The organism is Gillisella taibaishanensis (genome assembly GCF_001938985.1).
In the GTDB taxonomy this organism is placed as follows: Bacteria; Pseudomonadota; Alphaproteobacteria; order Rhizobiales; family Rhizobiaceae; genus Allorhizobium; species Allorhizobium taibaishanense.
Genome location: NZ_MKIN01000020.1, coordinates 245,952 through 259,872, shown reverse-complemented (window position 1 = coordinate 259,872; position 13,921 = coordinate 245,952). Strand labels below are relative to the sequence as shown.

13 protein-coding genes are annotated in these 13,921 nt (G+C 59.6%); 6 read left to right on the top strand and 7 right to left on the bottom strand.

What is annotated here, in order from left to right; translation table 11 throughout:
- From BJF91_RS06425 to mutM, 5 genes are all read right to left on the bottom strand, one after another.
- Positions 1-924, bottom strand: coding sequence for a DMT family transporter (locus tag BJF91_RS06425; RefSeq protein WP_234801561.1), 924 nt, complete (start codon positions 922-924; stop codon positions 1-3).
- A 234-nt stretch (positions 925-1,158) separates the two neighbouring features.
- Positions 1,159-2,733, bottom strand: coding sequence for a chromosomal replication initiator protein DnaA (dnaA, locus tag BJF91_RS06420; protein WP_075613652.1), 1,575 nt, complete (start codon positions 2,731-2,733; stop codon positions 1,159-1,161).
- A 947-nt stretch (positions 2,734-3,680) separates the two neighbouring features.
- On the bottom strand, positions 3,681-3,947 hold the full coding sequence (rpsT, locus tag BJF91_RS06415; protein ID WP_075613651.1) for a 30S ribosomal protein S20: 267 nt from the start codon (positions 3,945-3,947) through the stop codon (positions 3,681-3,683).
- A 190-nt stretch (positions 3,948-4,137) separates the two neighbouring features.
- Complete coding sequence (locus tag BJF91_RS06410; RefSeq protein WP_075613650.1) at positions 4,138-4,911, bottom strand: enoyl-CoA hydratase; 774 nt, start codon at positions 4,909-4,911, stop codon at positions 4,138-4,140.
- A 52-nt stretch (positions 4,912-4,963) separates the two neighbouring features.
- Complete coding sequence (gene mutM / locus BJF91_RS06405; protein WP_075613649.1) at positions 4,964-5,857, bottom strand: bifunctional DNA-formamidopyrimidine glycosylase/DNA-(apurinic or apyrimidinic site) lyase; 894 nt, start codon at positions 5,855-5,857, stop codon at positions 4,964-4,966.
- A 180-nt stretch (positions 5,858-6,037) separates the two neighbouring features.
- On the opposite strand from mutM, the gene ubiE reads away from it, so the two are divergent.
- The 6 genes from ubiE (at position 6,038) to coaBC (ending at position 12,734) form a co-directional block, all read left to right on the top strand.
- Positions 6,038-6,814 carry a bifunctional demethylmenaquinone methyltransferase/2-methoxy-6-polyprenyl-1,4-benzoquinol methylase UbiE gene (ubiE, locus tag BJF91_RS06400; RefSeq protein ID WP_075613648.1) on the top strand — a complete coding sequence of 259 codons (777 nt, stop codon included), beginning with the start codon at positions 6,038-6,040 and terminating at the stop codon, positions 6,812-6,814.
- Between the two features lie 49 nt (positions 6,815-6,863).
- A complete protein-coding gene (gene ubiB / locus BJF91_RS06395; RefSeq protein ID WP_075613647.1) occupies positions 6,864-8,447 on the top strand; it encodes a 2-polyprenylphenol 6-hydroxylase in 1,584 nt (527 codons plus the stop codon).
- Between the two features lie 6 nt (positions 8,448-8,453).
- The gene (locus BJF91_RS06390) at positions 8,454-9,941 is read left to right on the top strand and encodes a sensor histidine kinase (RefSeq protein ID WP_075613646.1); all 1,488 of its coding nucleotides are present in this window, start codon (positions 8,454-8,456) and stop codon (positions 9,939-9,941) included.
- Positions 9,942-9,943: 2 nt separating this feature from the next.
- Positions 9,944-10,381, top strand: coding sequence for a response regulator (locus BJF91_RS06385; protein WP_075613645.1), 438 nt, complete (start codon positions 9,944-9,946; stop codon positions 10,379-10,381).
- A gap of 16 nt (positions 10,382-10,397) precedes the next feature.
- Positions 10,398-11,432, top strand: coding sequence for a sensor histidine kinase (locus BJF91_RS06380; protein ID WP_075613644.1), 1,035 nt, complete (start codon positions 10,398-10,400; stop codon positions 11,430-11,432).
- An 87-nt stretch (positions 11,433-11,519) separates the two neighbouring features.
- Entirely contained in the window at positions 11,520-12,734 is a 1,215-nt protein-coding gene (gene coaBC / locus BJF91_RS06375; RefSeq protein WP_075613643.1) for a bifunctional phosphopantothenoylcysteine decarboxylase/phosphopantothenate--cysteine ligase CoaBC, read from the top strand.
- 3 nt (positions 12,735-12,737) lie between these two features.
- Here the strand turns inward: coaBC and BJF91_RS06370 are convergent, their stop codons facing one another.
- Entirely contained in the window at positions 12,738-13,259 is a 522-nt protein-coding gene (locus BJF91_RS06370; protein WP_075613642.1) for a chromate transporter, read from the bottom strand.
- Positions 13,256-13,843: a chromate transporter gene (locus tag BJF91_RS06365; RefSeq protein ID WP_083943186.1), complete on the bottom strand. Its 588-nt coding sequence runs from the start codon at positions 13,841-13,843 to the stop codon at positions 13,256-13,258. Before BJF91_RS06365 ends, BJF91_RS06370 begins: the two co-directional genes overlap by 4 nt.
- Positions 13,844-13,921 lie beyond the last annotated feature (78 nt).

Here is a 13,921-nt window from a genome sequence, read left to right as displayed (position 1 = left end):
TCAGGCTGACCTCACTGCCCTGCTGCGCAAGCGCCGCCACATGCGGCCATCAATTGCGGCGAGGCCGAGCGCAATCAGCACCATGCCGAGAAGATGGCGCGGGGCGACCTGATCGCCCAATACGAGCGCACCCAAGAGAATGGCACTGGGTGGGATTAGAATGGTCACCAGCATGATATTGGTAGCCCCAGCGGATGCCAGGATGCGGAAGAACAGCACGTAGCCCACGGCAGTCGATAGCAGGGCAAGGCCCAGCAAGGCCGCAACCGTCTCAGCATTTGGCGCCGGCAGCGTCCATGGCGCATCGACCATCATCGTGATCGGCAGGAGAATGATCGTGGCGGCTGTGACCTGGCCCGCAGCCGGAAGAAGCGGTGGCAGACCCATGGCCTTGAAACGGCGGCCAAACAGGCCGGCAAAGGCATAGGACAGCGCCGCCAACATTACGGCCAGTTCGCCCCAGAGATCGCCGGAGATATGGCTGAAGACAGACGGCCCGATCATGACCGCGACGCCAAAGACGCCGATCAGCACGCCGGTCAGCCGGTTGGCCGTCAGCTTCTCGTCTGCTGTCAACACATGAGCAATCAACACCCCGAACAGCGGCGTCGTGGCATTGAAGATTGCCGCCAGCCCGACCGGAATATGGGTCTGGCCCCAGACGATCAGCGTGAAGGGGATGACATTGTTGAGGAGGCCCATGCCGAAAAACGCAAGCCAGACCTTGCCGCTGCGCGGCACCGGCTGCCCGGATAGACCCACGATCAGCCAGAGCGCGATCGCCGCAATAGCAACACGGGCAGTCACGATGGTGAGCGGCGGCCAGACCTTGACCAGAATGCCGATGAACAGAAACGAGCCACCCCAGAGAACCGAGAGGGTGAGCAACATGGCCCATTCCCGAGCGCCCATCTGTTTCGCCATCGTCGATCCCCCTCACCGCGCCATTATGACTGCCAGTATCATCACCATTATAGTGATGGCGGTTATCGCCGTTTCACATCCGCAGCGCCACCCGTTTCTTGCGACCACGGACCGCAACCGGAAATCAGGTACGAGCTGTGATTTCCTTGCGTCGGATGATCATCGGGCCCATGAAACGACAGCAGCGCCCTCGCGTTTCACGGCGAGAGCGCTGCAGGTAAGGGAATGTTTGGATTACTCGTTGATCAGGCGGCGCAGCAACTCGATCTCCTGCGACAGCTTCTGGTCGCCCGAGATCAGTTCCTCAATCTTGCGCACGGCATGCAGAACCGTGGTGTGATCACGACCACCGAAACGACGACCGATTTCCGGGAAGGAGCGCGGCGTGAGCGTCTTCGACAGGTACATGGCGATCTGGCGCGGCTTGACGATCACCCGCGTGCGGCGGTTGGAGACCAGCTCCTGGCGCGACACGTTATAATGGCGGGCAACAACGCGCTGGATGTCTTCGATGCGCACACGCTTCTGTTCGGCGGCACCAACCAGATGGGCGAGCAGTTCATCGACCCGCTCGATGGTCATGTTGGCTTCGAAGGAGCGGCGGAACAGCAGCTGGTTGAAGGCGCCTTCCAGATCGCGGCCGGAGCTTGCGACATTGCGGGCGACATGGGCGATGATCTCTTCTGGAATCTCCAGGCTCGGATCTTCCTTCTTGGCCAGCGCCAGCCGGGTCTTCAGCATGTCGAGGCGCATGTCGTAGTCGGGCGCTTCCATTTCGATGGCAACACCACCCTGCAGGCGCGAGCGCACCCGCTGGTCGAGCGATTCCAGCTCCCAGGGCGCACGGTCGGCGGCCACAACGACTTGCTTGGCGCTGTCGAGCAGCATGTTCAGCAGATGGCAGAATTCATGCTGGATGGTCTTGCCCTGCAGGAACTGCATGTCGTCGATGATCAGCAGGTCGATATTGCGCAGCGAGTCCTTCAGCGTCAGGGCATCGTTGTCGCGGATCGCGGTCGCAAAACGCCACATGAAATATTCGGCTGTCAGATAGACGACGCGCGGGGCGCGCGGGCTATGGATCGCAGCATTGGCGATCGCCTGCAGCAGATGGGTTTTGCCGAGACCGACCGAGGAATGAATGAACAGGGGATTGAAACGCACGGCGCCAGCGCCGGCTTCGGCAATGGTCTTGGCAGCGGCAACAGCCACCCGGTTCGATGCGCCCTCGACGAAACCATCGAAGGTGTAGCGGCTATCGAGCGGCGAACCGAACAACGGACCCTGAGCGGGCCGCTGGGACGCAGCAGGGGCTGCAATAGCCGGAGCGACCTGACCGATGCTCTGCGGCATCTGGCGCTTCTGTGCGGGGGCAAGAGCAGGTTCGGCCCGATCTTCGACGACTGGGGCGCGAACATTGCGGCTGGCGCTGCGCACCAAGATTTCGACTTTGAGAACACCGGGATTTTCCGCCTGGAAAATCGAAGTGATCAGGTCGAGATAACGGTTGTTGATCCAGGACTTGAGGAATGTGGTCGGCACGCTCAGGCGGACAACGCTTTTCGACAGGGAATGGAGCTTCAGCCGGCCAAACCAGCTTGCAAAGACATCCGGGCCAACCTGGGCCCTCAGCCGGGCACTGAACCGCTCAAACAGCGCCGCATGCGCAACTTCACCGTCCTCTACCACCGCTTCATCTAGATTTACCGCGTTCGGGCCGCCTGTCGCGTCAGGGCAAACGGCCTGATTGATCGTGCGCGCCTCGTCCCCACCGGCTGCCGCACTTGCCGTTACCAATTTCATCTGCATCTCGCCGCCTTCCAAATTGTCTAAATGTGCCGGCCAGCCGCCATTGCTGCCCGACGCTTTAATTTTTGCCCCGGAAATCGATTGTCCCGACCAGCGCCCCTCGCGACGATATCGTTCAAACCGATTTCACCCGTCCTTGTTTCCGAACATCCATGCGACACATTCGCATCGCCTTTTTCGGAAACCGCCCCTCTGCCTGATCAACCTCGACCTCCGCAGCAATTCATTGCTTTAGAGATGTTCGATCCAACCTGGAGATGGCTCGGAAGAGTTCATGCCATGCTTTAATGTCGACCCCACATCCTCGTTCATGTCGGGCCGAACAGCGCGCTCCTTTTCCTGTCTCTATCCTTTATCGATATCCGCGCACCCCATCTAGGGCAGGCACGCAGAGGCAAAAACGTACGCCCTATACAGGCGGTACGATCGTCACCAAAAACCAATGTGTGATGAAACGAAACTGATCGGTTCCGCCTGGAGAAGCGTCTTCGGAAAAACCGGCGTTAAGGCCATTATCTTCCTGGCAGGAGCTAAATCCGCGCCTCTCTTGGGATGCATTTAGGCAGGATCGATTGGAGAGATCAACAATGAATTTTACCTAAAATTAAGACGGCGGCATTGACTCCGGCGACGAAGTTTCACCACGCCGCAGTGGCAAAAAAGAATCGCTTTTGAATCAAGGAGTTTGGCAGGGGCAGAAAATGCAAGCCCTCGGAATGGCCGAAAATAAAAAAATCACTTGACTCAAAATCGGACAGTCCTGCCGTAAAGGAAAGACCAAGCCAACAAGTCAACCTCCAGCAAATATTTGATTTTCAAAGGTTTTTCATGTCACTCGAGTGACATGAAACCGTAACGTGCGTAAGTGATGAAAAACAAAAAATGTCAAAACACGAAAAGCCCGGCTAATAAGCCAGGCTGATCAAAACGTTAATTTTTGGCGAAAATTAAGCGGCCAAAGCCTTTACCCGGCTTGCGAGACGCGAGATCTTCCGCGAAGCCGTGTTGGCGTGCAGAACGCCCTTGGTAGCAGCGCGGTGAAGTTCCGGCTGAGCAGCCTTCAGGGCTGCAGCGGCAACTGCCTGATCGCCGGAAGCGATAGCTTCTTCAACCTTGCGAACAAAGTTGCGAACGCGTGTACGGCGGCTCTTGTTGATTGCAGTGCGGCGAGCGATCTTGCGGGTCGCCTTCTTCGCCGATGTAGTATTGGCCATGGATGCCTCTCTCGAATACGAACCAAAACTCCACCTTCGCCGCCAAGTCGTCGCGACCTGCACTATCAGCAATTCGGGAGCAATCGTGAAAAGCGATAAGCTTTCCTAACTGTGGGCGGGCATATAGCGGGAAAGAGGAGCGGCGTCAACGCGCTTTCTCAACCTTTGTGCCGAGACCAGCCCCTGACCCTCAACGGTTCTTGAACGCGGGCGGGCGTTTTTCGACAAAGGCGGCCATGCCTTCCTTCTGGTCTTCTGTGGCAAATAGGGCCTGAAACAGCCGGCGCTCGAAACGAAGGCCTTCGGCAAGCGTCAGCTCGAAGGCGCGATTGACCGCTTCCTTGGCCATGAGCACGGAAGGTCCGGACAGGCCTGCAATCCGCTCGGCAGCAGCCAAGGCCTCATCGATCAATTTCCCCGGCTCGACCACCCGCGCCACCAGGCCGGAGCGTTCCGCCTCTTCGGCATCCATCATCCTGCCTGTCAGGCAGAGGTCCATGGCCTTCGCCTTGCCGATGGCGCGCACCAGGCGTTGGGTGCCGCCCATGCCGGGGATGATGCCCAGGGTGATTTCCGGCTGGCCAAAGCGCGCCGTCTTCGAGGCGATGATGAAGTCACACATCATCGCCAATTCGCAGCCGCCGCCAAGCGCAAAGCCGGACACAGCCGCAATCAGCGGCTTGCGGAAGTTAGGAAGTTCCGCCCAGCCCGCCAGGAAATCGCTGCTGTAAGCCTCGGCAAACTCGACATGCTGCATCTCCTTTATATCGGCACCGGCCGCAAAGGCCTTTTCGCTACCGGTCAGGACCACGGCACGCACGGCCGGATCGGTGTCGAAGGTTTTGAAGGCCTCGCTCAACTCCCGCATGACCACGCTATTAAGGGCATTGAGCGCCTGCGGGCGGTTTAGCGTCACAAGCGCAACAGCACCGCGGATCTCGACAATCAAAGTTTCAAACGTCATTTTATTCCTCCGGCGGATAATGCTTGCTGTTCAACACATCGGGTCTTTTGTCTCAGACCTGACAAACAGAACAATAGAAAGTCGATCGCCCGGCCTGGGTCATGCGTTGAACCGTGCCGTGGCAGCCGGGCGTGCGGCAAGGTTCGTCTTCCCGGTCATAGACATTGAAACTATGCTGGAAGTAACCGAGCGAGCCGTCGGCCTGTATGTGGTCGCGCAGCGACGAGCCGCCAGCTTCGATTGCCTCAGCAATCACGGTGCGAATAGCGAAAGTCAGGTCTTCCAGTGCCGCCGCCGGCCGTCCCTCGGCGGAAACAAGGGCGCCAGCCGGCTTTGCCGGCGACAGATGCGCCCGCCACAGCGCCTCGCAGACATAGATATTGCCAAGCCCGGCGATGACCCGCTGATCGAGCAGCGTCGATTTCAACGGCTGTGCTTTGCCCTTGAAGCGGCTGGCAAGGTAATCCGCATCGAGCGCATTGCCGACCGGCTCTGGTCCCAGCCCGGCAAAGGCGGCGTGCTGGTCCATATTGCGCCTCTCGACCAAATCCATAAAGCCGAACCGGCGTGGATCGTTGTAGATTATCCTGGCACTGTCACCATCAGGCCCATCTAGGTGAAAGATCACGTGGTCGTGCTTCTCGTCGCGCGAGCGCGCCATATGAAACTGGCCAGGCAAGCCAGTCTCGTCCTGCCGCTCGATGCGGTAGGAGCCGGACATGCCAAGGTGGGACAGGACTGAAAGCCCATCCTCAAGGTCGATCAGGAGATATTTGGCGCGGCGTGACAGGGAAACGATGCGGCGCCCCTCGACGCGGGCGGCGAAGTCGGCAGGCAAGGGAAAGCGTAGATCAGGCCGACGCAATTCGAGCCGGGTCAGCAGCCTGCCTTCCATCGATGGCGCCAGTCCCCGTTTTACCGTCTCCACCTCTGGTAATTCAGGCATGAAGGCTCCATGTTTCTATTTCAGTGGCAGGCATCATGGTTTAAGGACGAGACAACCTGCCATGGTCACTGCCCTGCGCGCGAAGACGACGCGCCAGTGCGACCGTATCGCAGACATAATGCAAGGGGCCGGGCTTCGCCATGGTCCCCCGTTTGTTTTTGAGAGAATGGAGCTGAACCGATGGTCGCAAGCCGCACCTCCGCCGATGGCGGCATGGAAACCTCCTACGGCTTCCGCGATGTGGCGGAAGGCGAAAAGCAGGGCCTGGTCAACGAAGTGTTCCACAAGGTCGCCAAGCGCTACGACATCATGAATGACGTGATGTCGGCCGGCATGCACCGGGTGTGGAAGGATGCGATGATCGCAGCCCTCAATCCCCGCAAGGATCCCAGCTACAAGACCCTTGATGTGGCCGGCGGCACCGGCGACATTGCGTTTCGCATCGTCGAGGCGTCGCGCCGACAAGCCCACGCAACGGTGCTCGACATCAACGGCTCGATGCTTGGCGTCGGGCGCGAGCGTGCCGAAAAGAAGGGGCTGGCGCAGAACCTGACTTTCGTCGAGGCCAATGCCGAGGAACTGCCATTCGAGGCCAACACGTTCGATGCCTATACGATTGCGTTTGGCATCCGCAACGTACCGCGGATTGATGTAGCGCTGTCGGAAGCCTATCGGGTGCTGAAGCGCGGCGGGCGACTGCTGGTGCTGGAATTTTCCGAGGTGCAGATGCCGCTTCTCGACCGTTTCTATGACGAATGGTCCTTCAAGGCGATCCCGCGCTTTGGCAAGATGATCACCGGCGAGGCAGAGCCCTATCAATATCTCGTGGAGTCGATCCGCAAATTCCCCAGTCAGGCAGATTTTGCGGCGATGATTACCAAGGCTGGCTTCGCCAAGGTCTCCTTCACCAATTACACCGGCGGTATTGCCGCGCTACATTCCGGCTGGAAGATCTGATGCCGGGTCGACCGATGGCTGCCATAATCGCCGAATTGAAGACGTTTTGATGAGCACAATCAGCGCCTATTTTCGCCTGGCCCGCGTCGGCTGGATCCTGGTCCGCGAGGGCGTCGTTTCGGCGCTGCCTGCCGATGGCCTGCCGCCGTCCGTCCGTTTCGCCAAGAAAGTTGCTGCCGCCCTCGAGCGCAAGCGGGCACGCGGCACGCTCAGGTCCGATCGGTTATCCCAGGCGGTCGAGCGGCTTGGTCCGTCTTATGCAAAGATCGGCCAGTTCCTGGCGACCCGGCCCGATGTCGTCGGCGCCGAACTTGCCTATGACCTCACGGGATTGCAGGACCGCATGGCCTTCTTTCCGACCGAGGAGGCAAAATCATCGATCGAACTGTCGCTGGGACGGTCAGTAGGCGAACTTTACACCGAATTCGGCGCACCGATTGCCGCCGCCTCGATTGCCCAGGTGCATCCCTGCCGGGTGACGACGCCGGCCGGCGAAAAGAAGGTGGCTGTAAAAGTCATCCGCCCCGGCGTGCGCCGCCGCTTCGCTGCTGATCTCGAGGTCATGTATCTCGTGTCGCACCTGCAGGAGATGCTGCTGCCACAGACGCGCCGCCTGCGGCCGGTCGAGGTAACGAAGACGCTGGAGCAGACCACGAAAGTGGAGATGGATCTGCGGCTCGAAGCTGCCGCCCTGTCGGAGCTTGGCGAAAATACTGCTGGCGATCCCGGCTTTCGGGTGCCACAGGTGGACTGGGAACGCACCGGCCGCGACGTCATCACCATGGAATGGATCGACGGCGTCAAGATGTCTGATGTGGAAGGCCTGAAGGCCGCAGGCCACGACCTGAACGCCCTTGCCGATACGCTCATCCAGTCCTTCCTGCGCCATACCTTGCGGGACGGCTTTTTCCATGCCGACATGCACCCCGGCAACCTGTTCGTGGATCCCGCCGGCATGATCGTTGCGGTCGACATGGGTATTTGCGGGCGGCTGGGAAAGAAGGAACGGCGCTTTCTTGCCGAGATCCTCTTCGGCTTCATTACCCGGGATTACATGCGGGTGGCGGAAGTGCATTTCGAAGCCGGCTACGTGCCCTCCCATCACAATATGGCAAGCTTTGCCCAGGCGATCCGTGCGATTGGCGAGCCGATCCACGGTCAGCCAGCGGAAACCATTTCGATGGCGCGGCTGCTGACGCTGCTGTTCGAGGTCACCGAACTGTTCGACATGCAGACGCGGCCGGAACTGGTCATGCTGCAAAAAACAATGGTCGTCGTCGAAGGCGTGTCGCGCATGCTCAATCCGCGCTTCAACATGTGGAAAGCATCCGAGCCCGTCGTTGCAGACTGGATCAAGGCCAATCTCGGTCCAAGGCGGATCGTGACAGACATGAAGGACGGGTTGCGCGCTGCGGTGCGCGTGGCCGAGGCCCTGCCGGAAATTGCCGCCAAAACCGAGAAATTCCACAGCGAGCTCATGCAGATGAGCGAACACGGTCTGAGAGTCGACGCCGGTACGGCCGACGCGATCGGCAAGGCGCAGGCACGCCATAGCCGCACCGGACGGCTGGCGCTTTGGGTGATAGCGTTCAGCCTTCTGTTCATCGCGTTCCATCTCGGCCACAGCGGATAGTTCATCATGTCAGCAACCAATGCCGGGTTTGTCCGGTCCAGCCTTCTCGTCCTCGGCATCGGCTGCCTCATCCTTATCTGTCTGGTGGGATCGACACTTTGGCTGGCGGAAAGAACGCGGAATACTTTCGGCACGGTTGTCGATGAACGGGCGCTGCGGCGCGCCAGTGCCGATCTGATGCAAACGCTGACCGACGCGGAGACAGGGCAGAGAGGCTTTATCATTACCCGCGATACAAGCTTCCTGACGCCTTACAGCGACGCCATAACCGATGTTGCAAACGAGGTAGACAATCTCACCAATCTTCTGAAGCCCCATCCTGATCGAGGCGCCGACGTCCAGCGGCTGCGTGGCCTGGTCAATGCCAAGCTGGGTGAACTGGCGCGGACCGTGGAACTGACCCGGACCGGCAATGGCGACAAGGCCGTCGATCTCGTGCGCGACGGTTATGGCAAGCGGCTGATGGATCAGATCCGGGCTATTCTGGATGATGTCCGCGATCAGTCCGACGCCCGGATCGATCAGGGCATCGCCAATCAGGTTCTCGCCGTCGGATGGCTGCAGATCTTCACCATCGGCGGGGCTGTCGCGATCTTCATCGTTATCGGTGGCGCCATCGGCATCATCATCCAGCATGTGCGCGATCTTCAGAAGGCGCGCCAGGAGGTGGAAGTCCTTAATGAAGGGCTGGAAGAGCGTGTAAGAGAACGCACAGAGGATCTGATCCAGGCCAACCAGGAAATCCAGCGCTTCGCCTATATCATCACCCATGACCTGAGGGCTCCACTCGTCAATATCATGGGTTTCACTTCTGAACTGGACACGGCGCTTCAGACCTTGAAGGCTTACGTGCTGGCCGACGGCCAGCCACTGACACCGCAACAGATAGAAGATGCGCGCCTTGCTGCCTCGGAAGACTTGCCGGAAGCGATTTCGTTCATTCGCTCCTCGACCCGTAAAATGGATGCATTGATTAACGCTATTTTGAAGATTTCCCGCGACGGGCGTCGCCAACTCAAGCCGGAAATTGTGGATTTGAAGGCCCTGATCGAGACAACGGCGGCCAGCGTCCATCACCAAATCGCCGATACCGGCGGCCAGACGGAGATTTCTGCTGAAGCGGCCAGCATCGTCAGCGACAAGTTGTCCCTCGAACAAATTCTCGGTAACCTTTTTGATAACGCTATCAAATACAAGTCTCCCGACCGTCCGCTCTCTCTTTCCATCCGGACGGTTGCAGATGGACGCCATTTCATTTGCCTGGAGATCGAGGATAATGGCCGCGGCATCGCCGAACAGGATCATGAGCGGATTTTCGAACTTTTCCGCCGATCCGGACAGCAGAACCAGGTGGGGGAAGGCATTGGCCTCGCCCATGTGCGCTCCTTGACGCGCAACCTGGGAGGTGAAATTACGGTCCGATCGAAAATTGGCGTCGGATCGACCTTCGTGTTGCGCCTTCCGCGCGATCTTTCAAAACTGGTAGGGACGTGAGCATGAAAGCAGTGGCCAAGGAAGTGACCATCGTCATGGTCGAAGACGACGAAGGCCATGCGCGCCTGATCGAGAAGAATGTTCGCCGCGCCGGCGTTCACAACGAGATCGTGCCCTTCACCAACGGCAACGATGCTCTCGACTATATCCTGGGAACAGACCGCTCCGGCGAGACCTCCGCAGACCGCTACCTGCTGATTCTGCTGGATCTTAACTTGCCGGACATGTCGGGCACCGATATACTCGATAAAGTAAAAAATAATCCGCATACACGTCGGCTGCCAGTCGTCATCCTCACCACAACGGACGATCAACGGGAAATCCAGCGCTGCTATGACCTTGGCGCCAATGTCTACATCACCAAACCGGTTGATTATGACAATTTTGCCAATGCCATCCGTCAGCTTGGTCTGTTCTTTTCCGTGATGCAGATTCCGTAAACGAGCCGACCGCATCATGAATGTCCGAATTCTCTATCTCGATGACGACCCGGCCATTGCGCGGCTGGTGCAGAAGGCGCTTGGCCGCCACGGGCATTCCGTCAGCCATGCCGAGGATTTGGAGCGGGCTCTGGGCCTGCTGGCGAGCGAGACCTTCGACGTCATCGTGCTCGATCATTATCTGAGCAACATGACCGGCCATGATGTGCTCACGCATCTGCGTGGCCGACACATCATGACACCTGTTGTCTACGTCACCGGCTCCAACGAGGCGCGCATCGCTATCGAAGCGATCAAAGCGGGCGCATCCGACTATGTGATCAAGACTACCAGCGAGGACTTCCTCTCACTTTTGGAAAGCGCAATCCGCCAGTCGGTGGAAAATGCCCGCTTGCGCGAAGCCAAGGTGAAGGCGGAAGAGGAAATTCGGCTTGGCAAGGAACGGGCGGAAGCCCTCCTGAGCGAAGTCAATCATCGTGTCGCCAACAGCCTCGCGCTTGTCGCTAGCCTGCTGCGGCTGCAGATCGCCAACGCCCGCAGCGACGAGGTCAAAGCGGAGCTGACCGAGACCCAAGCGCGCATAACAGCGATCGCCGGCATGCATCGCAGCCTGTACACGTCGGAAGACGTCAGCCGCGTCGATATGAAGATCTATATCGCCAATCTGGTGCGGGAGATTGGCGGGTCGCTCGCCAATCCGGATCGGCCGATTGCCCTTTCCGTCGACGCCGAGCCGATCTCGCTGAGCGCCGACCGGGCTGTCTCGATCGGCATGATCGTCACCGAACTCGTCACCAATGCCGTCAAATACGCCTATCCTGAGCGCGGCGACGGCGAAATCCGGGTGCGGCTGCGCCATACCGAGCCCGGTCATGCGTTGCTGACGGTGGAGGATGACGGCATCGGCATCAGTCCCGATGCCGCACCGAAGGGCACAGGTCTTGGCAGCCGGATCATCAAGTCCATGGCCGCAACGCTTGGCGATGGGCTTGCCTATGAAGATGTGGCCGCCGGCACTGTCGCCCGCGTGCCGATTGACCTCAGCCGCTAGAGTTTGTCAGGGACCGCTTATCGGTTCCTCTTTCCTGAAATTATGCGATAAGGTCGGACATATCAGTTCATTCATGGCAGGCCGTTCATGACGCTGGCGAACAAGCGTATTCTTCTGATCATCAGCGGTGGCATCGCCGCCTATAAAAGCCTCGACCTGATCCGGCGGCTGCGCGAGCGCGGCGCCTCGGTGCGGCCGATCATGACCCGGGCGGCGCAGGAATTCGTGACGCCGCTGGCCGTCGGTGCGCTATCAGCCTCCCATGTCTATAGCGAGTTGTTTTCCCGCGAGGATGAGCAGGATGTCGGCCATATCAGGCTGGCGCGTGACTGCGACCTGATCGTTGTAGCCCCTGCCAGCGCCGATCTGATGGCGAAAATGGCGCATGGACTGGCCGACGACCTCGCCTCTGCCGTATTGCTTGCCGCCGACCGGCCGGTGCTTGTGGCGCCCGCCATGAACCCGAAAATGTGGAATAATCCCGCGACGTTGCGCAATGTGGCGCAACTCAAGGCCGACGGTATCCGCTTCATCGGCCCAATGGCCGGCGAAATGGCCGAAAGCGGCGAAGCCGGCACCGGCCGAATGGCTGAACCGCTCGACATCGTCGCCGCTGTCGAAGCCTGTCTTTCCGACCGCTCCCAAAAGCCGCTCGCGTGCCGCAAGGCCATTGTGACGTCAGGGCCGACCCATGAGCCGATCGATCCGGTGCGCTACATCGCCAACCGGTCGTCGGGCAAACAGGGCCATGCGATTGCAGCAGCCCTTGCCCAGCTTGGCGCCGAGGTGACGCTGATTTCCGGCCCCGTGACGATCGCCGATCCTGCCGGGGTAACCGTGATCCACGTGGAGCGCGCCGAGGAGATGCGCGATGCCGTGCTGGCACACCTGCCGGCCGATCTGGCGGTCATGGTGGCTGCGGTTGCCGATTGGCGGGTCGAAACGGCCTCCGACCAGAAGATAAAAAAGCAGCCGGGTGATGCACCGCCCGCTCTGCGGCTCGCCGAAAACCCAGACATCTTGAAAACCGTTGGCCATCACGCACAGCGCCCCAAACTGGTCATCGGCTTTGCCGCCGAAACTAGTGATGTCGAGACCAACGGCCGCGCCAAGCTGGAGCGCAAGGGCGCCGACGTGATCGTCGCCAATGACGTGTCGCCGCAGACCGGCATCATGGGCGGCGACCGCAATCGGGTGAAGTTGATCTTCAAGGACCGGATCGAGGACTGGCCCGAGATGGACAAGGATGCCGTTGGCGAAAAACTGGCGCTGATGCTGGCCGAGATGCTCGCCTCGGCCTGAATCTTAAAGACCTATCATCCCAACCAAAGCGCCAGCGCCGAGCACCAGCAAGGGATGGATTTTCGTGCGCGCCGTCACGAGGGCGGTGACGACGGTGATCGCGATCAGCAAAGGTCCTGTGGCCGAGGCCTGCGTGATGACGGCAGCGCTGGCGGTGACCAGGCCTGCGGTCATCGGTGCCAGACCACCTTGGACGACCCGACGCCAAGGCCGGTCCTTGAACCGTTCCCACAGCGTGAAGGCGCCCGCCGTGATCAGCGAGGACGGAACGAATTTAGCAATTGAGGTAACGACAAGGCCGGAGAGGCCCGCCACATGCCAGCCTATCAGCGGCACGATCATCATATTTGGTCCGGGAGCGGCTTGGGCTAGTGCGAAGAGTGCACTGAACTCGCTGGCGCTCATCCAGTGCTGCACCTCCACCACGCGGCGCTGCATTTCCGGCAGGACGGCATTGCCACCGCCAAAGGCGATCAGCGAAAGTTCGACGAAGATCAGGGTAAGCGATATAAGCGTGGCGGTCATTTCGGCAATTTCCAGCTTAAAGCGATGGAGATCGGGGCCAGAACCAGCATGGTCGCCAGCAATGGCAGGCGGAAGACGGCAATGGCGATGAAGCACAAGGCGACTATGGCCAATGCCCAGAGCTTTGACTTTAGCGGCTGCAGCAGTTTCCAGGCGAGCGAGATCAGCAGACCGGCGGCGGCGGCGGCAAGGCCCGCAAACAGATGCTCGACCTGGGGATTGTCGCGATAACGATCATAGATCACACCAAGACAGAGAACGATCGCCGTGGGCGCCGCGATCAATCCGAAGGGGGCCGCGATTGCCCCTCTCCATCCCCGGAATTTCAGCCCGACCGCCACCGACATGTTGATGATATTGCCGCCGGGCAGGAATTGGCAGAGGCCGAGAAGATCGATGAATTCGCCTTCGGACAGCCAGTGCCGCTTATCCACCATCATCCGCCGCGCCATGGGCAATACGCCGCCAAAGCCCATCAGGCCGAGGGTGAGGAAGCCGGAAAACAACTCGCCTACCCCGGGGTGATGTAGCCCTGCTTGCGTCTGCTGCACGTCAATTGTCCTCGTGCTTTCGATCTCTGCCATGATTTTCTTCCAGCTAATTTTGCCTCGTCATACGCCTCTCCAGATTCCGTGTCCAATATATGGATTAAGGTTCTGCCA

Coding starts and splice junctions, on each gene's coding strand:
- BJF91_RS06425 (WP_234801561.1), bottom strand. CDS start 924: ATGGCGAAACAGATGGGCGCTCGGGAATGGGCCATGTTGCTCACCCTC.
- dnaA (WP_075613652.1), bottom strand. CDS start 2,733: ATGCAGATGAAATTGGTAACGGCAAGTGCGGCAGCCGGTGGGGACGAG.
- rpsT (WP_075613651.1), bottom strand. CDS start 3,947: ATGGCCAATACTACATCGGCGAAGAAGGCGACCCGCAAGATCGCTCGC.
- BJF91_RS06410 (WP_075613650.1), bottom strand. CDS start 4,911: ATGACGTTTGAAACTTTGATTGTCGAGATCCGCGGTGCTGTTGCGCTT.
- mutM (WP_075613649.1), bottom strand. CDS start 5,857: ATGCCTGAATTACCAGAGGTGGAGACGGTAAAACGGGGACTGGCGCCA.
- ubiE (WP_075613648.1), top strand. CDS start 6,038: ATGGTCGCAAGCCGCACCTCCGCCGATGGCGGCATGGAAACCTCCTAC.
- ubiB (WP_075613647.1), top strand. CDS start 6,864: ATGAGCACAATCAGCGCCTATTTTCGCCTGGCCCGCGTCGGCTGGATC.
- BJF91_RS06390 (WP_075613646.1), top strand. CDS start 8,454: ATGTCAGCAACCAATGCCGGGTTTGTCCGGTCCAGCCTTCTCGTCCTC.
- BJF91_RS06385 (WP_075613645.1), top strand. CDS start 9,944: ATGAAAGCAGTGGCCAAGGAAGTGACCATCGTCATGGTCGAAGACGAC.
- BJF91_RS06380 (WP_075613644.1), top strand. CDS start 10,398: ATGAATGTCCGAATTCTCTATCTCGATGACGACCCGGCCATTGCGCGG.
- coaBC (WP_075613643.1), top strand. CDS start 11,520: ATGACGCTGGCGAACAAGCGTATTCTTCTGATCATCAGCGGTGGCATC.
- BJF91_RS06370 (WP_075613642.1), bottom strand. CDS start 13,259: ATGACCGCCACGCTTATATCGCTTACCCTGATCTTCGTCGAACTTTCG.
- BJF91_RS06365 (WP_083943186.1), bottom strand. CDS start 13,843: ATGGCAGAGATCGAAAGCACGAGGACAATTGACGTGCAGCAGACGCAA.